This window comes from Variovorax paradoxus (genome assembly GCA_016806145.1).
GTDB lineage: Bacteria > Pseudomonadota > Gammaproteobacteria > Burkholderiales > Burkholderiaceae_C > Variovorax.
Genome location: CP063167.1, coordinates 2,258,624 through 2,277,944, shown reverse-complemented (window position 1 = coordinate 2,277,944; position 19,321 = coordinate 2,258,624). Strand labels below are relative to the sequence as shown.

25 protein-coding genes are annotated in these 19,321 nt (G+C 70.0%); 13 read left to right on the top strand and 12 right to left on the bottom strand.

Annotated elements, in window-relative coordinates:
• Window positions 1-13: 13 nt before the first annotated feature.
• Genes INQ48_41725 through INQ48_41700 form a run of 6 tightly spaced genes read left to right on the top strand, consistent with a single transcriptional unit; the run spans window position 14 to window position 4,920 of the window.
• Window positions 14-1,189: an FAD-binding oxidoreductase gene (locus tag INQ48_41725; protein QRF61879.1), complete on the top strand. Its 1,176-nt coding sequence runs from the start codon at window positions 14-16 to the stop codon at window positions 1,187-1,189.
• Window positions 1,190-1,202: 13 nt separating this feature from the next.
• Entirely contained in the window at window positions 1,203-1,976 is a 774-nt protein-coding gene (locus INQ48_41720) for an SDR family oxidoreductase (GenBank protein QRF61878.1), read from the top strand.
• A gap of 3 nt (window positions 1,977-1,979) precedes the next feature.
• Complete coding sequence (locus tag INQ48_41715; GenBank protein ID QRF61877.1) at window positions 1,980-2,432, top strand: VOC family protein; 453 nt, start codon at window positions 1,980-1,982, stop codon at window positions 2,430-2,432.
• Between the two features lie 16 nt (window positions 2,433-2,448).
• Window positions 2,449-3,213 carry a LamB/YcsF family protein gene (locus INQ48_41710; GenBank protein ID QRF61876.1) on the top strand — a complete coding sequence of 255 codons (765 nt, stop codon included), beginning with the start codon at window positions 2,449-2,451 and terminating at the stop codon, window positions 3,211-3,213.
• 8 nt (window positions 3,214-3,221) lie between these two features.
• Entirely contained in the window at window positions 3,222-3,923 is a 702-nt protein-coding gene (locus tag INQ48_41705) for an allophanate hydrolase subunit 1 (GenBank protein QRF61875.1), read from the top strand.
• A complete protein-coding gene (locus INQ48_41700; GenBank protein ID QRF61874.1) occupies window positions 3,916-4,920 on the top strand; it encodes a biotin-dependent carboxyltransferase family protein in 1,005 nt (334 codons plus the stop codon). Before INQ48_41705 ends, INQ48_41700 begins: the two co-directional genes overlap by 8 nt.
• A 6-nt stretch (window positions 4,921-4,926) precedes the next feature.
• Here INQ48_41700 and INQ48_41695 read toward each other — a convergent pair whose 3' ends face one another.
• Window positions 4,927-5,859: a LysR family transcriptional regulator gene (locus tag INQ48_41695; GenBank protein ID QRF61873.1), complete on the bottom strand. Its 933-nt coding sequence runs from the start codon at window positions 5,857-5,859 to the stop codon at window positions 4,927-4,929.
• Window positions 5,860-5,968: 109 nt separating this feature from the next.
• On the opposite strand from INQ48_41695, the gene INQ48_41690 reads away from it, so the two are divergent.
• The 3 genes from INQ48_41690 to INQ48_41680 are packed head-to-tail and all read left to right on the top strand — an operon-like array spanning window position 5,969 to window position 8,590.
• Entirely contained in the window at window positions 5,969-6,505 is a 537-nt protein-coding gene (locus INQ48_41690) for a phosphonopyruvate decarboxylase (GenBank protein ID QRF61872.1), read from the top strand.
• Entirely contained in the window at window positions 6,505-7,101 is a 597-nt protein-coding gene (locus INQ48_41685) for an aldehyde dehydrogenase (GenBank protein QRF61871.1), read from the top strand. The genes INQ48_41690 and INQ48_41685 overlap by 1 nt, the downstream gene beginning before the upstream one ends.
• A 10-nt stretch (window positions 7,102-7,111) precedes the next feature.
• Window positions 7,112-8,590 carry an aldehyde dehydrogenase gene (locus tag INQ48_41680; GenBank protein ID QRF61870.1) on the top strand — a complete coding sequence of 493 codons (1,479 nt, stop codon included), beginning with the start codon at window positions 7,112-7,114 and terminating at the stop codon, window positions 8,588-8,590.
• 12 nt (window positions 8,591-8,602) lie between these two features.
• On the opposite strand, the gene INQ48_41675 is transcribed toward INQ48_41680, so the two are convergent.
• The 3 genes from INQ48_41675 to INQ48_41665 form a co-directional block, all read right to left on the bottom strand.
• Window positions 8,603-9,862 (bottom strand): putative Na+/H+ antiporter, encoded by a 1,260-nt coding sequence (locus INQ48_41675; GenBank protein ID QRF61869.1) that lies wholly within the window; start codon window positions 9,860-9,862, stop codon window positions 8,603-8,605.
• A gap of 114 nt (window positions 9,863-9,976) precedes the next feature.
• The gene (locus INQ48_41670) at window positions 9,977-10,849 is read right to left on the bottom strand and encodes an SDR family oxidoreductase (GenBank protein ID QRF61868.1); all 873 of its coding nucleotides are present in this window, start codon (window positions 10,847-10,849) and stop codon (window positions 9,977-9,979) included.
• Between the two features lie 43 nt (window positions 10,850-10,892).
• Window positions 10,893-11,423 (bottom strand): low affinity iron permease family protein, encoded by a 531-nt coding sequence (locus tag INQ48_41665; protein ID QRF63196.1) that lies wholly within the window; start codon window positions 11,421-11,423, stop codon window positions 10,893-10,895.
• Window positions 11,424-11,721: 298 nt separating this feature from the next.
• Here INQ48_41665 and INQ48_41660 point away from each other — a divergent pair, with 298 nt between their 5' ends.
• Window positions 11,722-11,970, top strand: coding sequence for a DUF2934 domain-containing protein (locus tag INQ48_41660; protein QRF61867.1), 249 nt, complete (start codon window positions 11,722-11,724; stop codon window positions 11,968-11,970).
• Between the two features lie 6 nt (window positions 11,971-11,976).
• Here the strand turns inward: INQ48_41660 and INQ48_41655 are convergent, their stop codons facing one another.
• The 7 genes from INQ48_41655 to INQ48_41625 form a co-directional block, all read right to left on the bottom strand.
• Window positions 11,977-14,283, bottom strand: a complete 2,307-nt coding sequence (locus INQ48_41655) for an FdhF/YdeP family oxidoreductase (GenBank protein QRF63195.1) — start codon at window positions 14,281-14,283, stop codon at window positions 11,977-11,979.
• Window positions 14,284-14,368: 85 nt separating this feature from the next.
• The gene (locus INQ48_41650) at window positions 14,369-14,626 is read right to left on the bottom strand and encodes a hypothetical protein (protein QRF61866.1); all 258 of its coding nucleotides are present in this window, start codon (window positions 14,624-14,626) and stop codon (window positions 14,369-14,371) included.
• 51 nt (window positions 14,627-14,677) lie between these two features.
• Entirely contained in the window at window positions 14,678-14,950 is a 273-nt protein-coding gene (locus INQ48_41645; GenBank protein QRF61865.1) for a hypothetical protein, read from the bottom strand.
• Window positions 14,947-15,129 carry a DUF3606 domain-containing protein gene (locus INQ48_41640; GenBank protein QRF61864.1) on the bottom strand — a complete coding sequence of 61 codons (183 nt, stop codon included), beginning with the start codon at window positions 15,127-15,129 and terminating at the stop codon, window positions 14,947-14,949. Before INQ48_41640 ends, INQ48_41645 begins: the two co-directional genes overlap by 4 nt.
• Window positions 15,130-15,148: 19 nt before the next feature.
• On the bottom strand, window positions 15,149-15,355 hold the full coding sequence (locus INQ48_41635) for a hypothetical protein (protein ID QRF61863.1): 207 nt from the start codon (window positions 15,353-15,355) through the stop codon (window positions 15,149-15,151).
• A 2-nt stretch (window positions 15,356-15,357) separates the two neighbouring features.
• The gene (locus INQ48_41630) at window positions 15,358-15,825 is read right to left on the bottom strand and encodes a PA2169 family four-helix-bundle protein (protein QRF61862.1); all 468 of its coding nucleotides are present in this window, start codon (window positions 15,823-15,825) and stop codon (window positions 15,358-15,360) included.
• A 186-nt stretch (window positions 15,826-16,011) separates the two neighbouring features.
• A complete protein-coding gene (locus tag INQ48_41625) occupies window positions 16,012-16,500 on the bottom strand; it encodes a hemerythrin domain-containing protein (protein ID QRF61861.1) in 489 nt (162 codons plus the stop codon).
• A gap of 248 nt (window positions 16,501-16,748) precedes the next feature.
• Here INQ48_41625 and INQ48_41620 point away from each other — a divergent pair, with 248 nt between their 5' ends.
• Together INQ48_41620 and INQ48_41615 are read left to right on the top strand one after the other, a co-directional pair.
• On the top strand, window positions 16,749-17,144 hold the full coding sequence (locus tag INQ48_41620; GenBank protein QRF61860.1) for a hypothetical protein: 396 nt from the start codon (window positions 16,749-16,751) through the stop codon (window positions 17,142-17,144).
• Window positions 17,138-17,437 (top strand): DUF3253 domain-containing protein, encoded by a 300-nt coding sequence (locus INQ48_41615; GenBank protein ID QRF61859.1) that lies wholly within the window; start codon window positions 17,138-17,140, stop codon window positions 17,435-17,437. Before INQ48_41620 ends, INQ48_41615 begins: the two co-directional genes overlap by 7 nt.
• On the opposite strand, the gene INQ48_41610 is transcribed toward INQ48_41615, so the two are convergent.
• Window positions 17,397-18,344, bottom strand: a complete 948-nt coding sequence (locus INQ48_41610) for a GlxA family transcriptional regulator (GenBank protein QRF61858.1) — start codon at window positions 18,342-18,344, stop codon at window positions 17,397-17,399. The two genes, INQ48_41615 and INQ48_41610, sit on opposite strands and share 41 nt — an antisense overlap.
• Window positions 18,345-18,425: 81 nt before the next feature.
• Here INQ48_41610 and INQ48_41605 point away from each other — a divergent pair, with 81 nt between their 5' ends.
• The gene (locus INQ48_41605) at window positions 18,426-19,313 is read left to right on the top strand and encodes an isocitrate lyase/phosphoenolpyruvate mutase family protein (GenBank protein QRF61857.1); all 888 of its coding nucleotides are present in this window, start codon (window positions 18,426-18,428) and stop codon (window positions 19,311-19,313) included.
• Window positions 19,314-19,321 lie beyond the last annotated feature (8 nt).

Sequence of the window (19,321 nt, the reverse complement as noted above, 5' to 3'; positions counted from 1 at the left end):
GCAGGAAACCCGCATGTCCTCGTCCAACACACCTTGCGTCGTCATCGTCGGCGGCGCCATCATCGGCAGCTTCTGCGCCTGGTCGCTGCGCCAGGCCAGCTTCGCGGGACCGATCACCGTGGTCGAGAAGGATGCCTCGTACCAGTTCTCGTCGACGGCGCTGTCCGCGGCCTCGATACGCACCCAGTTCGGCACGGCCGCGAACATCCGCATGAGCCTCTACGGCGCCCAGATGTTCCGCGACATCAAGGCCGTGTTCGGCGACCAGGCCGACATCGGCTACCGCGAGCGCGGCTACCTGATCCTCGGCGGCCACGACCAGGTCACGCAGCGCCTGGAGGCCGTGCGGATGCAGCGCAGCCATGGCGCCGACATCCGGGTGCTCGATCCCGGCGAGCTGGCCGCGCGCTATCCGGGCGTGGACTTCGGCGACGTCGGCATCGGAACGCTGGGCGTGCAGCACGAAGGCTGGTTCGATGCCTGGAGCCTGCTGTCGGAGGTGCGCCGCGCGGCGCGGCGGCTCGGCGTGGACTACGTGGAGTCGACGGCCAGCGGCTTCCGCACCGAAGGCATGCGCGTGACCGGCGTCGAGCTTTCGAACGGCGAGGTGCTCGCCTGCGACTTCTGCGTGCTGGCCGCGGGCGCGCTGTCGGGGCGGCTGGCCGCCTTGCTCGACATCGCGCTGCCGGTGGTGCCGAAGAAGCGCACCGTGTTCTCGTTCAAGACGCCGTTCAAGGCGAGCGAGCTGCCGATGCTGTTCGATTCGAGCGGCATCTGGGTCCGGCCCGAAGGCGAGGGCTTCATCGGCGGCATCCAGCCCCCGGCCGAGATCGACGGGGATGCCGACGGCGACTTCGAGCCGCACCACGACCTGATGGAGTCGCTGTTCTGGCCCCTGCTCGCCAAGCGCATCCCGGCCATGGAGGAACTGCGGCTGCAACGCGCCTGGGCCGGGCACTACGAGGTCAACACGCTCGACCACAACGGCGTCGTCGGTCCGCATGACGCGCTCGGCAACCTGATCTTCGCGACCGGCTTCTCGGGCCATGGCGTGATGCACGCGCCGGCGGTCGGCCGCGGCGTGGCCGAGCTGATCACGACGGGCGCGTTCCGCAGCATCGACATGAGTCCCCTGGGCTGGGCGCGCATCCGCAGCGCCACGCCCTTGTTCGAATCCATCGTTTACTGAAAAGGAGATCGCCATGAGACTGGCAGGCAAGGTGGCAGTGGTGACGGGCGCCGCGCGCGGCATCGGGCGCGCGACGGCGGAACGGCTTCTGGCCGAGGGCGCGAAGGTGGTCGTGTCGGACATCGATGCGCAGACCCTCGAGAAGACGGCCGCCGAGATCGGCCCGGCGGCCAACGTCTTCGCGGTGCGCGCGGACGTCTCGAAGAAGAGCGAGGTAGTCGGCCTGGTCGAGGCGGCGGTCCGGCATTTCGGCACCCTCGACATCATGGTGAACAACGCCGGCATCGCGCCGGTGGTGGAGTTCCTCGACGTCACCGAGGAGATGCTCGACCGCGTGCTCGACGTCAATCTCAAGGGTGCCTTCTACGGCACCCAGGCGGCGGGCCGCGAGATGGTCGCGCGCGGCAAGGGCGGGGTGATCATCAACATGTCCTCGATCAACTCGGGGCTGGCCAATCCCAACGTCGCGCCCTACGCGATTTCCAAGGGCGGCATGAACCAGGTGACCTCGACCGCGGCCGTGGCCTTCGCGCCGCACGGCATCCGCGTGGTCGGCGTCGGGCCCGGGACGATCATGACCGACATGGTGGCCGGCGCCTTCGTGCAGAGCGCGGGCAACCATGCCATCCTCTCGCGCACGCCGCTGGGCCGCTACGGCCAGCCCTCCGAGATCGCGTCGGTCGTCGCCTTCCTGGCGAGCGACGATGCCTCGTACATCACGGGCGAAACCATGTACGTGGACGGCGGCCGGCGCGTGCTGAACTACGTGGTCCCGGTCAAGGGCTGAGCGATGACGCATCCCTTCGCCAAGCTGCATCACCTCTGCATCGTGGTGCACGACATCGACCGGACGCAGGCCTACTACGAGTCGATCGGCATCGGCCCCTGGACCGAATACCCGCCGCTGGCCGAGTACGAGGAGCTCGAGGCGCCCAGCAAGCCCGGCTTCCTCGCACTCAAGTACCGCGTATGCAACCTGCCGACCGTGCAGCTCCAGTTGTGCCAGCCCGGCGACGAGCCGACGCCGCAGCGGCTGCACCTGGACAGCAAGGGCGAGGGCGTGTTCCACGTCGGCTTCGAGGTGCCCGACGCCGATGCCGCGCAGGCACAGGCCACGGCGCTGGGCCTGCCGGTGCTGATGCGCGGGCGCCGCGCGAACCGCACGGGCTTCACCTACTACGACAGCGCCGAGGGCGCGGGCGTCACGCTGCTCACGCGGGCGACCCCCCATCCGGCCAAATAGCAGCGAGGAGCGGGCCATGCGGATCGATCTGAATTCCGACCTGGGCGAGGGTTACGGCCCGTGGGCGATGGGCGACGACGCGCAGATTCTCGACTGCGTGACCAGCGCGAACATCGCCTGCGGCGGCCATGCGGGCGATGCGGAAACCATGTACCGCACCCTGCGTCTGGCGGCGGAGCGCGGCGTGAAGGTCGGCGCCCATCCGGGCTACAACGACCGCGAGGGCTTCGGACGGCGCGTGATTCCGATGCCGCCCGCCGAGATCGGCCGCATGGTCGCGGCGCAGGTCGGCGCGCTCGCGGCGATGGCCAGGCTCGCGGGCACCGAGGTGCGCTACGTCAAGCCGCATGGCGCGCTCGGCAATCTCGCGGCCGCGGACATGGGCGTGGCCCAGGCCATCGTCGCCGCGCTCGAGAAGGTCGACGCCGCGCTCGCGATCCTCGCCATCTCGGGCACCTGCCTCGAGCAGGCCGCGCGCGCGCAGGGGCTGCGCGCCTTCTCGGAGATCTTCGCCGACCGCGCCTACCTGCCCAATGGCCAGTTGGTGCCGCGCGGTCAGCCCGGCGCGGTGCTGCACGATGCCGAAGAGGCCGCGGACCGGCTCATCGGCTTCGTGCGAACCGGAAGGATGCCGGTGCAGGGCGCGGCGCCGATCGCGTTGAAGGCCGACTCGGTCTGCGTCCATGGCGACAACGCGGAATCGGTCGAGATGGCGCGGCACATCCGCAAGCGACTGACGGCCGAAGGGATCGAGCTGGCCTCGTTCCTCGACCAGCCGTAGGGACGCCGATGCCGAACCCCGAATGGCCGCGCTACACGCCGGTCGCGGACCACTCGCTGCTGGTGTCCTTCGGCGACGCGATCGCCGACCCGGCCAACGCCGCCGTGCTCGCGCTCGACCGGGCCCTGGCCCATGCGCCGCCCGAGGGCCTGCTCGAATGCATCCCGGCCTTCGTCAGCCTGCTGGTCGTCTTCGATCCGCTGGTCACCGATCACGCGCGGATCCGGGAGGCGGCCGAGCAGTTGCAACGCGATCCACCGGCCGGCCTGCCGGCGGGAGAAGCGCGCGAGGTCGAGGTCTGCTACGACGACGACTTCGCGCCCGACCTCGAAGCGGTGGCACGGGCCTCGGGTCTGGGCATCGACGCGGCGATAGACCTCCACCTGCGGGGCGACTACCGGGTGCGCATGTACGGCTTCGCGCCGGGCTATGCCTACATGTCGGGCGTGCCGACGGAGATCCAGGTGCCGCGCAAGCCCTCGGCCCTGCGCGACATCGCCGCGGGCAGCGTGCTGATCGCGGGACCGCAATGCCTCGTCACCACGCTGCGGATGCCCACGGGCTGGTCGATCGTCGGCCGCTCGCCCACGCGCATCCTGACGCGCGACGACAGCGCGCCTTTTCTCTTCGGCGTGGGCGACCGCGTGCGCTTCAAGCGCATCGACCGCGCGCAGTACGAGGCAAGGCTGGAGCGCGAAGCCCATGGCTGAGGCCAGGCTGCGCGTGCGCGCCTGCGGCCCGCTGGTCACGTACCAGGACGGCGGCCGACCGGGCATGCTGCGCTTCGGCGTGCCCGCCTCGGGCCCGATGGACCGGCTCGCGCATGCCGCGGCCCATGTCGCGCTCGGCAACCCGGCGGATGCCACCGCGATCGAGATCTCGCTGGGCGGGCTGGAGCTGCTGTGCGAGGCGGGCGAGGTGAGCTGCGGCATCGCCGGCGGCGAGTTCCAGGTCCGCCATTCGGGCGCGGCGACGGGTTCGTGGTGCGTGCGAACGCTGCGCGCGGGCGACACGCTGTCGATCCGTCCGGGCCGCTGGGGCAGCTGGGCCTACCTGGCTTTCAGCGGCGAGCCGGTGTGCGAACGCTGGGCCGGCCACAGCGCCACGCATTCGACCTCGGGCCTCGGCGGCGGCAGCCTGGCGCCGGGCGACGAGATCGTGCTGCGCAATACGCAGGTCGTGCACGAGCGCGAGGGAGACCGCATGGCGCCCGCGCTGGCCGGTCCGCGCCAGCTCGTGCGCGTCGTGCTGGGGCCGCAGACCGACAGCTTCGAGGCCGCCTCGGTGGCTGCGTTCCTCGACGCGGGCTTCTCGGTTACGCCCGCCCGCGACCGCATGGGCATGCGCCTCGCGGGGCCGACGCTGGCCTTGAAGGATGCCCTGTCCATTCCCTCCGAGCCGATCGTGCGCGGCTCGATCCAGGTCGGTGGCGACGGCGTGGCCTCGGTGCTGCTGGCCGACCACCAGACCACGGGCGGCTATCCGAAGATCGCCACCGTCCTGTCCTGCGACCTCGATGGCCTGTCGCAGCTTCGACCGGGCGACGGGCTGCGCTTCCAGGCCGTGGACCCGGCCGAGGCGATCCGCCTGGTGCGCCTGGAAGCGCCGCTGAGGAGCCGCCTCCTGCAGGAGATGGCCCGACCGCCGGGCAGCCTGCCGAGCCGCCTGATGGCCGAGAACCTGATCAGCGGCGTCGTGCTGGCATAGCCCGCCTCAGGCACCGAGCCAGCGCCCCTCGGGCCAGGCGCCGGCATCGATCGCGCGCCGCGCCTCCCGCGTGAGCACGTCGACCGCGCAGCGCACATGCCGCGCGATCGGCCGGTTGATGGGCAGGGCCAGCACGATGGTCCGGCTGATGCCGGGATCGGCCAGCGGCGCGCCCCTGAGCTTCTGCGTGCGCAGGTCCTCCGCGACCGCGATCGGCGGCAGGATGGTCAGGCCATGGCCACCGAGCACCAGGCTTCGCTGCACGCTCAGCGCGTTGGTCTCGGCCGACAGGTCGAGCGTCACCTGGGCCACGGCGCAGGCATGCTCGACCAGCGTGCGGATGCCGTGCGGCGCGCTCGGCAGCACCAGCTTGTGGCCCGCGAGCTCGGCCAGCGCCACCGGCCGGTCGGGCCGCAGCTTGCTGCTCTTCGGGCCGATGACCCACAGCGCCTCCTCGATCAGCGGCGTGGTCTGGATGTTGGGCGAGCGCTCCGCGCCATAGAGCAGCGCGGCATCGACCTCGCCCGACTCGAGCCAGCGCAGCAGCGTGCCTGCATAGCCCATCGCGATGCGCACGCGGATGCCCGGGTAGTCGCTGGCCAGCGCGGTCACCAGCGAGCTCGAAAGGATGTCGATGGTGCTCGGCAGCAGCCCCAAGGTCACCAGCCCGCCGATGCTGTTGTCGACGGTGCCGATCTCGGCCCGGGCACGGTCCAGCTCGAGCAGCGCGCGGCGCGCATAGCCGACGAGCGCCAGCCCCGCGTCGGTCAGCACCATGCCATGGCGCTCGCGCTCGAACAGGGGCGCGCCGATGTCCTCCTCGAGCAGGCGGATCTGCCGCGACACCGCGGGCTGCACCAGGTGCAACACCTCGGCCGCGCGCGTGACGTTGCCGGTCTCCGCCACCGTGAGAAAGGCGCGCAGTTGTTTCAGGTCCATGTGGCTGTCTCCATGCGCAAACGTGATCGTGGAATCTCGAATTTCTATTTCACATTCCCAGGCATCAAATTCTATGATTTCTGGCACCTTCACCAACCAACCCCGATTCATGAACCAGACCACCCAGGCCGCGCCCGACTGGCAGCAGGCCGCCTTTCGCGTGCTCAAGGCGGGCGGCGTCCGGCAGATCGCCTACGTGCCCGACGCCGGCCATTCGCATGTGATCCGCAGCGCCATCGCCGACCCCGACATCGAGGACGTGGTGCTGACCACCGAGGAGGAGGGCGTGGCGCTGGTGAGCGGCGCCTGGCTCGGCGGCCAGCGCGCCGTGCTGCTGATGCAGAGCAGCGGCGTGGGCAACTGCGTGAACATGTTCTCGCTGCTGCAGGCCGCGGACTTCCCGTTCTTCACGCTCGTGACCATGCGCGGCGAATACGCCGAGTTCAATCCCTGGCAAGGCCCGATGGGCAAGGCCACGCAGGCCGCGCTCGAGCTCATGGGCATCCACGTGCTGCGCGCCTCGAAGCCCGAGGAGGTCGAGGAGATCGTCAGCGCGGGCTTCGATGCCGCCTTCGAGGCCGGCGAGAAGGTCGCCGTGCTGCTGGGACAGGAACTGATCGGCCGCAAGAAGTGGGAGCGCAAGTGATGAACACCAAGACCCCGGCGCAGCGCGCCGACCGCCGCGAATTCGTGGCAAGGCTGATCGCCGCCATTCCCGATGCCCTGATCGTCACGGGCCTGGGCTCGGCCTCCTACGACGTGTTCGCCAGCGGCGACCGCGAACGCAACTACTACCTGTGGGGCGCGATGGGCGGCGCCGCCTCGCTGGGGCTGGGCCTGGCGCTGGCGCAGCGCGACAAGTCGGTGGTCGTGATCACCGGCGACGGCGAGCAGCTCATGGGCATCGGCAGCCTCGGCACCATCGGCGTCAAGCAGCCGAAGAACCTCAGCATCGTGATGCTGGACAACGGCCATTTCGGCGAGACCGGCATGCAGCGCAGCCACTCGAGCCTGGGCGCCGACCTGGTGGCGGTGGCCAGGGGCTTCGGCATCGCCGATGCGTTCTCGGTGAACGGCATCGAGGCCTGCGAGGACCTGGCCGAGCGCATCAACGCGCGCCGGCGGACCACCTTCGCGCAGGTGTTCATCGATGCCAACGAGCCGCCGCGCGCGCTGCCGCCGCGCGATGGTTCGTACATCAAGAACCGCTTCCGCGCCGCGCTGGGCTTCGGGCCTTTCTGACGGGCGCGCCATGCAACGCTATTCATTGCACATCGGCGGCGAGGCCTGCGAGCCGCACGGCGGCACCTGGTTCGACACCCAGAACCCCTTCACCGGCGAGCGCTGGGCACAGATCCCGCGCGGCAACGCGCAGGACGTCGACCGCGCCGTGCGCGCCGCGCACCAGGCGCTGACCGTCGGTCCCTGGTCGGAGCTGACCGCGACGCAGCGCGGCGCGTTGATGCGCAAGCTCGGCGACCTGATCGCGCGCGACGCGGCCCGGCTCGCCGCCACAGAGGTCCGCGACAACGGCAAGCTGCTCGCCGAGATGCGCGGCCAGCTCGACTACCTCCCGCAGTGGTTCTATTACTACGGCGGCCTGGCCGACAAGGTGCAGGGCAGCACGCTGCCGCTCGACAAGAAGGGCTACTTCGCCTTCACGCGCCACGAGCCCGTGGGCGTGGTGGCGGCCATCACGCCGTGGAATTCGCCGCTGCTGCTGCTGGCCTGGAAGCTCGCGCCGGCGCTGGCCGCGGGCTGCACCGTGGTGGTCAAGCCCTCCGAGTTCACCTCGGCCTCGACACTCGAGTTCGCGCAGCTGTTCGAGGAAGCCGGCTTTCCCGCGGGCGTGTTCAACGTGGTGACGGGCTTCGGCGCCGAGGTCGGCACGCCGCTGGTCGAGCATCCGCTGGTGACCAAGATCAGCTTCACGGGCTCGGACGCGACCGGCCGCCTGATCAACGAGCAGGCCGGCCGCCTGCTCAAGCACACGGCCATGGAACTCGGCGGCAAGTCGCCCAACGTGGTGTTCGAGGACGCCGACCTCGAGCAGGCCGCGTTCGGCGCGATCTCGGGCATCTTCGCCGCCACCGGCCAGACCTGCATCGCCGGCTCGCGGCTGCTGGTGCAGGACAGCATCCACGATGCCTTCGTCGAACGCCTGCTGGCGGTGGCGCGCACCGCGCGCATGGGCGACCCGATGAGCGCCGACACCCAGGTCGGCCCGATCACCACGCCGCCGCAATACCGCAAGGTGCTCGAGTACATCGACATCGCCCGCGCCGAGGGTGCGACCGCCGTGCTGGGGGGCGACAAGGGCACGGCGCCCGAATGCGGCACGGGCTGGTTCGTGCAGCCCACCATCTTCACGGGCGTGCGCAACCACATGCGCATCGCGCAGGAGGAGGTGTTCGGCCCCGTGCTGTCGGTGATCCGCTTCGAGGACGAGGCCGACGCGCTGCGCATCGCCAACGACGTGCGCTTCGGCCTCGCCGCGGCGGTGTGGACGCAGGACATCGGCCGCGCGATGCGCATGTCGGAGAAGCTGCAGGCCGGCACGGTGTGGATCAACACCTACCGTGCCGTGAGCTTCATGGCCCCGTTCGGCGGCTACAAGGATTCGGGCCTGGGCCGCGAGAACGGCGTCGACGCGGTCCGCGAGTACCTGCAGACCAAGTCGGTGTGGATCAACACCGGCGCGGCGACGGGCAATCCGTTCGTGATGCGCTGAGCGCGCCAAGGCTCACAGGAACAGGAACGCCGCCGCCGCCACGGCGGTGGGCCCCAGCGCACCGAGCAGCAGGCCGCCCGCGCCGATGGTCTCGTCGGCGAAGCCGCGCCTGAGCAGCACCACGCCCGCGGGATTGGGCGCGTTGGCGATCACCGTCAGGCCGCCCCCGGCCACGGCGCCCGCCACCAGCATGTACTTCGATTCGTCCGAGATGCCGACGATCAGCGAGCCCAGGTAGGTGAGGGCGGCGTTGTCGGTGACGGCGGTGAGGCCCAGCGCGCCGAGGAACAGCGCGACCGGCGCGAGCGCCGAGACGATGGGCTGCAGCCACCACTGCTGCATGCCGCCCAGCACCACCAGGCCCGCGAGGAAGAAGCCGACCAGCAGCGCCTCCTTCACGATCAGCGGGCTCTGATGGCGCTCGTAGGCCTGGGTGAAGCCGAGGAACATCAGGAACAGGCCGAGGAACACCACGGGATGGTGGGCGAACAGCACCACGCCGGCGAGCAGGCCCAGGTGCACCGCGACCACCGGCAGCGGAACGCGCGCTTCGGGCGCCGCGCCCGCGTCGTCCACCGCGGGCTGCAGATGCCTGCGCAGCACCCAGGTCGCGACGGTGGCGTTCAGCAGCACCGCGAGCGCGGCCTTCCAACCGAAGCTCGCGAGCATGAAGGCGCTGTCCCATTGCCAGGTGGTCGCCACCATCAGCACCGGCGGCGCGGCATAGGAGGTCAGCGTGCCGCCGATCGAGATGTTGACGAACAGCACGCCCAGCGCCAGGTACTTCACCGCCTCCGGCACGCGCGTCCGGAAGATCTGCGGCGCGAGCATCAGCGCGGCGATGGTCATGGCGGCGGGCTCGGTGATCAGCGAGCCGAGCAGCGGCACCGCCGCGAGGCCCAGCCATGCGCTCGCCAGCGGCGTGGGCACGGGCGCGATGCGCGCGAGCGCGTCGACCAGCGACATCGCCGTGCGCAGCACGGGACGCGAGGCCGCGATCACCATCACGACGAAGACGAACAGCGGTTCGGTGTAGTTGCGCGACTCGGCATAGTCGAGCGCGGTGCCGCCGCCGGCGAGCAGCGCCATCGACGCCACCAGCACGATGGCCCAGAAGCCGAACACCACCTCGACTTCACCGAGCAGATGGAACAGGCCGGCGTGGCGTGGATAGCGGTGGGAGAGGCGCTCGAACTGCCTGGCGCTGAAGGTGTGGAGCAGGGCGACGGCAAAGATGGCCGCGGCGATCCACTGGATCGGGGTGGGGGACATGGGATTCCTCGACGAGGCGAAGCCGCGAGGCGGCCCGACCTGCGCAAATCCTGGAATGCCCGAAACGGCATGCCACCCAGGGCGGATTTTAACCGATGCGCTTCAGCCCGCGGTTCACAGAAAGGGCACGCCGCCGGTCACGGGAATCGTCGCGCCCGAGATGTAGCTGCCTTCGTCGGAGGCCAGCAGCACATAGACCGCCTGCAGCTCGCGCGGCTGGCCCGGGCGCTTCATCGGCGTCTGCGTGCCGAACTCCCGGACATTGCCGGCCGGCAGGGTCGAGGGGATCAGCGGGGTCCAGAAGGGCCCCGGTGCCACGCAGTTCACGCGGATGCCCTTGTCGGCGAGCAGTTGCGCCATGCCACCCGAGAGGTTCTGGATCGCGCCCTTGGTCGCGGCATAGGCCACCAGCGTGGCATTGGGCTTGTCGGCATTGACCGAGGCGGTGCTGATGATCGAGCTGCCGGGCTTCATATGGGGCACCGCGGCCTTGCAGAGGTAGAAGTTCGCGTAGACGTTGGTGCGGAAGGTGCGGTCGAACTCCTCGGCGCTGATCTGCTCGAGCGACTTGTGCGACATCTGGAAAGCGGCGTTGTTCACCAGCACGTCGATGCGCCCGAAGTGCTCGAGCGTGGTGGCCACGAGGGCCTGGCATTGCGCCTCCTCGCGGATGTCGCCGGGCGCGAGCACGCAACGGCGTCCGGCGGCTTCGACCAGGCCCAGGGTGACCTGCGCATCGGATTCCTCCTCGGCCAGGTAGGAGATCACCACGTCCGCGCCCTCGCGCGCGAAGGCCAGCGCGACGGCGCGGCCGATGCCGCTGTCGCCGCCCGTGATCAGCGCGGCCTTGCCGAGCAGCTTGCCGGCGCCCACGTAGGAACTCTCGCCGAAGTCGGGGCGCGGCGACATCTCCGATTCGAGGCCGGGCGGCGTCTGCTGGGAGGTCGAGAAGGGCGGCCGGGGGCCTGCTTCGCGGGGATCGGTCATGGCTGGTCCTCTGTGCATGTCAAGGGAAGGAAAAGGGGTGCCCTCAGGAGGGCGCGTTGGCGGGCCCGGTGCGCAGGCGCGTGTCGGCCGACGCGGGCTCGGATCGGTCCTCGCACTTGGCCATGTCCCGGCCCATCGCCACTTTCTGCGCCGCCTCGGAGGTCAGGTTGCCGGCCTTGGCGCGCTCGGCGAGCCGCGCATAGAACGCGGCCACGCGCTGCAGCTCCTGCTCGTCGAGCGCCTCGATGCCGATCATGCGGTTGCTCGCACGCTGGCTGGTGGCGAGCAGTTCGTCGAGCTTGAGGTGCACGGCCACGCTGTCCTTGTTCTGGCTCTGCTGGATCAGGAACACCATGAGGAAGGTCACGATCGTGGTGCCGGTGTTGATCACGAGCTGCCAGTTCTCCGAGAACTTGAACAGCGGACCGCACAGCGCCCAGGCGGCCACCGCCATCAGGGCGACGCAGAACGCGGTCGGCGTGCCGGCCCAGCGCGTGACGCGGCTGGCGAAGCGATCGAAGCGCGCGAGCCAGAGCGACCTGCCGGCATAGGCGACGGTGGCGGTGTTGGGCATGCCGCCCACGGGGCCGTCCTCGTCCTCGGGTGGGTGCGGGCGTAGGGCGGGCTGAATGTCTGACATAGGGGGAGTGCTCCTGCGATCCGTCGCAGCCTGCGTTCGAGGACGGCCTGCCCACGACATCCGCGCGCGCATCCACTTGCAGGAGTGCGCCTTCGCCGGTGGCTCGCGCAGCGTCGCGGCATGTCGGCGCGGTACGACCTGATCCTACGAAATCGATCGCCAAGAAGAGACGGCGCCGCCGACTGGCCGGCCTACCGTCCATCGAACCCAACCACACTGCAAGGAGCCTCAGATGGCAAGTTCGAAGAATGGCGACGACCAGACCCTGGTCGCGCCGGCGGGCGGCGCGAATCCTCCGGTCGATTCGATCACCGAAGGTCTGGACGGCGCCGCGCCGAAGCAAACGGGCGAGGGCGACCGGGAACAGGCGATCCGCGAAGCCGCCTATGCCGCCTACGAGCGCCGCGGCGAGACCGAGGGCAACCCCGAGCAGGACTGGCTGGATGCCGAGGCCGAGGTGAACGCCCGATCCGGGCCCTGAGGACCGTCAGGCAAGTGCTGCGCGCGCGACGCGCACGGGAATCGCCTTCGCCGCCGGCACCATGCTCTGGCGCGCGAAGTGCTCCAGCGGAATCAGCGGATTGCACTCGGGGTAGTAGCCGCCCACGCAGCCTTCGGGCAGGTCGTAAGGGGTGACGCGCAGGCCCGCCACCCGGCGCTCGGCGTCCTCGAAACCCTCGGCGTTCACATCGACCAGGTCGCCCTCGGCCAGCGACAGCCGGGCCATGTCACGCGCGTTCATCAGCAGCACCTGGCGCGTGCCGTGGATGCCGCGGAAGCGGTCGTCGAGGCTGTAGATGGAGGTGTTGAACTGGTCGTCGCTGCGCAGGGTCATGAGCCGCAGCACCGGCGACGAAGGCGCTTCACCCTCGCGCGGCAGGCCGTAGCCCTTGAAGTTGGCCTTGCCGTTCTTCGTCTTCCACACGCGCTCGCGCGCTGGCAGCGGCCGCGGAAAGCCCGCCGGGTCTTCCAGCCGCGCATTGAAATCGTGGAACACCTCGGGCAGCACCTGCGCGATGTGCTCGCGGATGCGCGCGTAGTTCTCGGTCCAGGCCTCCCAGGGCACGGCCGGGTTCGGCGGCAGGGTCGCGAGCGCGATGCCCGCGACGATCGCGACCTCGGAACGCAGCGTGTCGGCCGCGGGCTCGGCCATGCCGCGCGACGCATGCATCACGCCGGTGGAGTCCTCGACCGACACCGACTGCTCGCCGCCGGCCTGGCGATCGATCTCGATGCGGCCCAGGCAGGGCAGCAGGTACGACAGCTCGCCATGCACCAGGTGGCTGCGGTTGAGCTTGGTGGCGATGTTGACCGTGAGGCGCAGCTTCTTCCATGCGGGCTCGATGCGGTCGGTGTCGGGCACGGCGCGCGTGAAGTTGCCGCCGAGCGCGACGAAGGCGCGCACCGAGCCGTCGAGCACGCCGCGGCAGGCCTCCACCGTGTTGAGGCCCTTCTCGCGCGGCGGCTCGAAGCGGTAGAGCTTCGCCATCGCGTCGAGCGGCGCGAGCTCGGGCTTCTCGGTGATGCCCACGGTGCGCTGCCCCTGCACGTTCGAATGGCCGCGCACCGGGCAGATGCCCGCGCCAGGGCGCCCGATGTGACCGCCGAGCAGCAGCAGGTTCGACACCATCTGCACGTTCGCGACCCCTTCCACATGCTGGGTCAGGCCCATGCCGTAGATGCCGATCACGGCGCGCGACTCGGCGAAGGTGGCGGCCGCCTGTTCCAGCGCCTCGCGCGACAGGCCCGATTCGGCGGCGATCGTGGTCCACGAGACCTCGCGCAGCCAGGCCGCGAAATCCTCGAAGCCCTCGGTGTGCGCGGCGAGGAAGTCGGCATCGAGCACGCGCGGTGCGCCGGCCGCGAGCGCCGCATCGTCGGCCGCCACCAGCGCCTTGCACAGGCCCGCGAGCGCCGCGAGGTCGCCGCCGTTGCGCACCTGCAGGTACTGGGTGCTGACCTGCGTCTCGGCGGGCGTGAGCATCTGCAGGGGCGACTGCGGGTTGGCGAAGTGCACCAGCCCGGGTTCGCGCAGCGGATTGAAGGTGACGATCTTCGCGCCGCGCTGGCGGGCTTCCTGCAGCTGGTGCAGCATGCGCGGGCTGCTCACGCCGGTGTTGTGGCCGAAGATGAAGATCGCGTCGCACTGCTCGAAGTCGTCGAGCCGCACCGTGCCCACGGGCACGCCGATGGTCTCGGGCAGCGCCACCGAGGTGGTCTCGTGGCACATGTTCGAACTGTCGGGCAGGTTGTTGTTGCCATACAGCCGCGCCAGCAGCTGGTAGAGATAGCTGGTCTCGAGCGAGGCGCGGCCCGAGGCATAGAACACCACCGAGGCCGGATCCTCGTGCCGCAGCGCGCGCAATTCGGCGCCGATCTCGGCGAGTGCGTCGTCCCACGAGACCTCGAGGTAGCGGTCGCTCGCGGCATCCCAGCGCATCGGCCGCGTGAGCCGTCCCCCGGCCTCGAGTTCGTGGTCGCTCCAGCCGAGCAGTTGCTCGACCGTGTGCTGTTCGAAGAACGCCGGCGGCATGCGCTTGGCCGTGAGCTCCCAGGCCGTGGCCTTGGCGCCGTTCTCGCAGAACTCGGCCGTGCGCGGATGGCCGGGCTTGGCCCAGGCACAGCTCACGCAGGCGAAGCCATCGGGCTTGTTCTGCTTGAGCAGGGCCTGTGCGCCCAGGATGGGAATGTGCTCGCGCAGCAGGATGGTGCCCACCGCCTTCAGCGAGCCCCAGCCACCGGCCGGGTGGTCGTAGGGCTCAACTTTGCTCGCGTCGTTCACATCGTGCTCCAGCCCGTTCGGCGAGATATCGGCAGGTCATGCATGCAGCTCCTGCAGCGCGGCAGGCAGCAGCGCTCGGTCCCGGGACGCCGCGCATTCAGCGCTGGCCCGGACCGGGATTGGGCTGCTGCGCGAGGTCCTCGTGCAATCCGAAGGCGGCCGAATCGTCGCGCTTCGTGTTCTCGACGTTCTTTCGCTTGTCCTGCATGCGTTCCCTGGGCGCGGGCGACGCCACTTCCTCGCCCGCGGCCGTGCGTCGGGTCGAGAAGCGTTCGCCGCCGCCGATGTTGTCGACGCCGCCGCTGGTAGTGGGGCGCGTGCCGTCTCCGCTGCCCGTGATGTTGGGTTGGGTCATGGAATGTTCCTGTTCAGACGTGTGAAGCCATCGCGGGGGCGACGCTTCGGCTCAATCCGGTCCGTCGATGGGACCGACGGGCGGTGCATCCTCGTCCTCGTCGTCCTCGCCGGTGGCTCGCGGCCCGGCGCGCTCGTCGGGCACCATGCGCACGAGCTCCGCGCAGCCGTCCTCGAAGGCGTCGAGCCACAGGTCGTAGGCCATCGGGCTGGCGGACAGCTCGATCCATTCGGAGGCGTCGTCGCCTTGCTCGTGCAGCACCCAGTGATAGTTTCCGGCCCCGACTTCCTCGACGAATACGGCGATTCGCCGAAGCCGGTTCATTTGAGTTTCTCGGCCAGGTACTGGCGAACCTCGTCGGCCGAGTTGCCGACGGCCTTCACCGCATCGCGCAGCTGGGTCTCGCTGCAGCCCAGGCTCTCGGTCCACGAGCGGACCTCATGGGGTTCGTGCAGCGCGATGAGCTTGCGATCGAGCGCGGTCTTCTTGGGATCGTCTGCCATGGGACCTCCTGTGGAATGTCTAGGCCTTCTCGCCGTTGCGTCGGGTTTGCGCGGGCCGCCTCGCGCGCTCGGCGTCGGGCGCGGGGGCATCGTGTCCGCGCTCGCCCGGATCGCCCGAGGCCTTGTCGGCCTCGCGGCCCATGCGGCTGCCGTCCAGCGGCGTATCGATGCCGACCTCGCGGTTCTGCTCGATGTTCACGGGCGACATGGGCTTGCGCGTGCTCATGTTCAGCCCTTGGCCTTGTACTGGTCGCGCAGGTCGCGGATCTGGTCGTGGTTTCGCTGGGCGCCATCGGCCTGGCGCTGCACGACGGCGAGCACTTCGGCGGGCAGGTCGTTCTTCAGCGCCTTGCGGTAGCGCGCCACGGCCGAATCCTCGCCGCGTTCGCATTCCTCGAGCATCGACAGGGCGCTGTCCGCACCGAGCGTGCCCTTCACATGGACCCAGCCGCGGTGCAGCGCGCCGCTGACGCTGCCGCCCTTGTCGACTTCGCCGCCGAGCGAGCGGATCAGGGTCGCCAGCTCCTCGGCCGCCGTGGCGCACTGGACCGCGCGGTTCTCGAAGACCTGCTTGACCTGCGTGTCCTCCACTTCGTCGGCGCAGGCGCGGAATCCGTATTCGCCGTCGCGCGAGTTCTCGAGCAGGTCGTCGAGGATCGACAGGACTTCGTCATTGGTGATGGATGCGGTGGACATGGTGTGACTCCTGGGGGTTGATTGACTGATCGATACCTACGGTGGGGCTCGTGCCGAGGGCGGCGTGTAGGTGCCCGCCGCGCCAGCTCGTCGTGGCGCGCCGACGCTCGCGAGCATTCGGGCGCCGGGGCCGGCCCCACGAGAAAAAGCCCGCGGCAGCGGGCTCGGGGCGGGGAGTGCCGCGGGTCACGCCGTGGCCGTCTGTTCGGCCATCAGCTCTTCCTTGCGCGCGGCCAGCAGCTCGCGCATGGTCACGAGGTCCAGGCCCTTGGCCGCGCGGGCCTTGGGGAACATCTCGTTGCGCTCTTCCTTCACGTGGTGGTCGATGTACTCACCGAGCACCTTGACCTTGGCATCGAACATCTCGTCGATCTCCTCGGCGTCCTGGATCTGGGCGATCAGGTCCTTGGCGCTGGCGTGCTCCACCTCGGCTTCGTCGAGCAGGTCGGTTTCCTTCAGGGCCTCGCGCAACGCGGGGTAGAAGATCTCTTCCTCGATCTGGGTGTGCGCGGTCAGCTCGGCGCAGATCTGCTGGGCCAGCTGGCGCTTCTTTTCGGTCGCGCTCGCGGCCTTGGAGCCGGCGAGCTGGTCGTAGGCCGTGAAGAGCTTCTTCACGTTCTTGTGGTCGGTATCGAGCAGGCTGCAGGCATCGGGTTCGGCGCGTTTGGTGGTCATGGATCGCTCCTGTTGGGTGTCGTGGGAGTCATCACACTCGGGTCGGGCCCCGTCGCGGCGCGTAGGGTTTAGGCGCATCGCCACGCAGGAATGCCGCAAGCCGCGCGCGCGGGAGCCCCGGCCATCCACCCGCAGGCGCTCGGACGAGGCGCACAGCCGATGTGCGCCTACGACCGGGTGATGGCGTGCTTCCCAGAATCTGCCGCAGGGGGCCAGTTTCTTCTTCTCATTCGGGGAGGCAGCCATCCATGCCGCGAAAGACTTTCACCGAGCGCGAAACACGCGTGCTCGTCAGCATGAAGCTGCTGGCCTCGTTCTGGCAGCGGTGCCTGCCGGCCGAATCCACATCCAGCGACGAGATCGAGCACCTGCTCGGCCTGGACGCGGCGGGCCTCGTGAAGGCACGCTTCGACCCGCCGACGCGCAAGCGCACGGGCGAGCTTTCGATCGCGCGCGCGGTCGTCCTGGAGGTGACGGCCGAAGGGCTTTCGGCGCTCGTGCGCGCTCGTCGGCAGCAGCCCTCGCTGCTCGAGGACATGCCGGTCAGGAAAGCACGCCGGGTCCGGCCGTCGGGTGCTGCCACCGACGAGGCGCCTGGTCAGCCAGGCCTCGCGGGGCCGGGGAAGATCTCGAACCCATGGTGAAAATCGATCCGACGCCCGATGCCGACATCGAGGCGCAGATCCTTCGGCTTCTCGATGCCCGTCGTCCGGGCGCGAGCATCTGTCCCTCCGAAGTGGCCCGGGCGCTGAAGGGCGACGACCACGGCTGGCGTGCGCTGATGCCGCGGGTGCGACAGGTGGCGCAGCGGCTCGCGCGGCACGGCCAGATCGAGGCGACCCGCGGTGGCGTCGTGGTCGATGCGATGAGCCCCGGCGGGCCCATCCGGCTGACGCTCAAGCGCGCCGCGCCACCGACCGATTGGCCCGCCGGATGACCTGCGGCGGCTGCCCGTAGGCCCGCAGGAACGCCCGGCGCATGCGGTCGGGATCGCCGAAGCCGGTGTCGCGCGCCACGGTCTCGATCGGCAGCAGCTGCGACTCGATCATCAGCCGCGCCGTCTCGGTGCGCAGCCGCTCGACCGCCTTGGCGGGCGTCTGCCCGGTCTCCTCCCTGAACACGCGGCCGAACTGGCGCGGGCTGAGGCTCGCGGCCTCGGCGAGCTCCTCGAGCGAGAGCTCGTTCGTCAGGTGGCTCCTGGCATAGCTGAGTGCCTTCTGGATGCGATCGGTGCGCGGGCGCAGCTCGAGCAGCGCGGAATGCTGCGACTGGCCGCCGGTGCGACGGTGGTACACGACCATGCGCTTCGCCACCAGCTTGGCGACCTCGGGGCCGCAATCCTCCTCGACCAGGGCCAGGCCGAGGTCGATGCAGGCGGTGGCGCCGGCCGAGGTCCAGACGCTGCCGTCCTGCACGAAGATGCTGTCCTCCTCGAGCAGCACCTCCGGGTGATGGCGCCGCATCTTGACCACATGGGCCCAGTGCGTGGTCGCGCGCCTGCCGTCGAGCAGCCCGGCCTGCGCGAGGTTGAAGGCGCCGGTGCAGGCCGCGCCCATGCGCCGCGCGCGGCGCGCCGACTTGCGCAGGAAGGCCAGCATGGCGGGCGAGCCCTCGGTCACCACGGTATCGCCGACCACCAGCACGGTGTCGTAGCGCGCGTTGCCGAACGGCACCGTGCCGACCTCCACGCCGCACGAGGAGCGGACGGGCCCGCCGTGCTCGGACAGCAGGGTGTGGACATACAGCGGCTCGGCCAGCGACATGTTGGCGTACTCGAACACCGAGACCACCGCCAGGGTGAGCAGCTGAAAACCGGGATAGATCACCACGCCGACACGAATCATCCGACACCTCGCTGCTGATGGAGCATTGCCGCGCCGATGGCGCAAAAAGACGGAAACCTGACCTTAACGCCATCGCAGTTTATGACGAAGATCGATGCCTGTCACCCCGCGAGGGGCCCACTCCAGGAGCACGCATTGACTTCCAACCACCTCGCCACGGCCAGAAACACGGCCGCGCATTTCCGCCAGCTTCACCATGCCGCCACGCCGCTGCTGCTGCCCAATGCCTGGGACGCGGTCTCGGCCCGGCTGTTCGAGAGCGCCGGTGCCACGGCCATCGCAACCACCAGCGCGGGACTCGCCTGGTCGCTGGGCCATGCGGACGGCCGGGCGCTGCCGGTCGACGAAGCCGTGGGCGCGGTCGCCCGCATCGCGCGGGTGCTCACGGTGCCGCTGTCGGTCGACATCGAGAACGGCTACTCGGACGACCCGAAGGCCGTCGTCGAGCTCGTGCGGCGCCTGCTCGACCTCGGGGTGACCGGCATCAACATCGAGGACGGGCGCGACGCGCCGGAGCTCCTGGCGGCCAAGATCGAGGCGATCGGAACCTTCCTGCGCCGGACGAACGCCGACCTGTTCGTGAACGCGCGCACCGACGTCTTCCTCGCGGGGCTCGCCGAGCCTCCGGAGCGCGTGGAGGAAAGCATCCGGCGCGCGGCGCTGTACTCCGCGGCGGGCGCCGACAGCCTGTTCGTGCCGGGCCTGCGCGAGCCGACGGAGATCGAGGACGTCGCCCTCGCCACGCGGCTGCCGCTGAACCTCATGGCCTGGGGCGGCCTGCCCGGTGCGGCGGCGCTCTACAAGCTCGGCGTGCGGCGGCTCAGCGCGGGCTCCGCGATCCCGCAGCTGGTGTGGGGGCAGGCCGAGCGCGCCGCCAGGGACTTCCTCGAGACCGGGCATTCCGATCCGCTGTCGGCCGGCGCCAAGCCCTTCGCCGAAGTGCAGCGGCTCTTCGTTGCATCGCGCTGAGGGAAAAG

Coding starts and splice junctions, on each gene's coding strand:
- INQ48_41650 (QRF61866.1), bottom strand. CDS start 14,626: ATGACCCAACCCAACATCACGGGCAGCGGAGACGGCACGCGCCCCACT.
- INQ48_41665 (QRF63196.1), bottom strand. CDS start 11,423: ATGCCCAACACCGCCACCGTCGCCTATGCCGGCAGGTCGCTCTGGCTC.
- INQ48_41680 (QRF61870.1), top strand. CDS start 7,112: ATGCAACGCTATTCATTGCACATCGGCGGCGAGGCCTGCGAGCCGCAC.
- INQ48_41660 (QRF61867.1), top strand. CDS start 11,722: ATGGCAAGTTCGAAGAATGGCGACGACCAGACCCTGGTCGCGCCGGCG.
- INQ48_41610 (QRF61858.1), bottom strand. CDS start 18,344: ATGATTCGTGTCGGCGTGGTGATCTATCCCGGTTTTCAGCTGCTCACC.
- INQ48_41705 (QRF61875.1), top strand. CDS start 3,222: ATGCCGAACCCCGAATGGCCGCGCTACACGCCGGTCGCGGACCACTCG.
- INQ48_41700 (QRF61874.1), top strand. CDS start 3,916: ATGGCTGAGGCCAGGCTGCGCGTGCGCGCCTGCGGCCCGCTGGTCACG.
- INQ48_41695 (QRF61873.1), bottom strand. CDS start 5,859: ATGGACCTGAAACAACTGCGCGCCTTTCTCACGGTGGCGGAGACCGGC.
- INQ48_41640 (QRF61864.1), bottom strand. CDS start 15,129: ATGGCAGACGATCCCAAGAAGACCGCGCTCGATCGCAAGCTCATCGCG.
- INQ48_41645 (QRF61865.1), bottom strand. CDS start 14,950: ATGAACCGGCTTCGGCGAATCGCCGTATTCGTCGAGGAAGTCGGGGCC.
- INQ48_41710 (QRF61876.1), top strand. CDS start 2,449: ATGCGGATCGATCTGAATTCCGACCTGGGCGAGGGTTACGGCCCGTGG.
- INQ48_41625 (QRF61861.1), bottom strand. CDS start 16,500: ATGACCACCAAACGCGCCGAACCCGATGCCTGCAGCCTGCTCGATACC.
- INQ48_41715 (QRF61877.1), top strand. CDS start 1,980: ATGACGCATCCCTTCGCCAAGCTGCATCACCTCTGCATCGTGGTGCAC.
- INQ48_41615 (QRF61859.1), top strand. CDS start 17,138: ATGGTGAAAATCGATCCGACGCCCGATGCCGACATCGAGGCGCAGATC.
- INQ48_41690 (QRF61872.1), top strand. CDS start 5,969: ATGAACCAGACCACCCAGGCCGCGCCCGACTGGCAGCAGGCCGCCTTT.
- INQ48_41620 (QRF61860.1), top strand. CDS start 16,749: ATGCCGCGAAAGACTTTCACCGAGCGCGAAACACGCGTGCTCGTCAGC.
- INQ48_41635 (QRF61863.1), bottom strand. CDS start 15,355: ATGAGCACGCGCAAGCCCATGTCGCCCGTGAACATCGAGCAGAACCGC.
- INQ48_41720 (QRF61878.1), top strand. CDS start 1,203: ATGAGACTGGCAGGCAAGGTGGCAGTGGTGACGGGCGCCGCGCGCGGC.
- INQ48_41605 (QRF61857.1), top strand. CDS start 18,426: ATGACGAAGATCGATGCCTGTCACCCCGCGAGGGGCCCACTCCAGGAG.
- INQ48_41685 (QRF61871.1), top strand. CDS start 6,505: ATGAACACCAAGACCCCGGCGCAGCGCGCCGACCGCCGCGAATTCGTG.
- INQ48_41630 (QRF61862.1), bottom strand. CDS start 15,825: ATGTCCACCGCATCCATCACCAATGACGAAGTCCTGTCGATCCTCGAC.
- INQ48_41725 (QRF61879.1), top strand. CDS start 14: ATGTCCTCGTCCAACACACCTTGCGTCGTCATCGTCGGCGGCGCCATC.
- INQ48_41670 (QRF61868.1), bottom strand. CDS start 10,849: ATGACCGATCCCCGCGAAGCAGGCCCCCGGCCGCCCTTCTCGACCTCC.
- INQ48_41675 (QRF61869.1), bottom strand. CDS start 9,862: ATGTCCCCCACCCCGATCCAGTGGATCGCCGCGGCCATCTTTGCCGTC.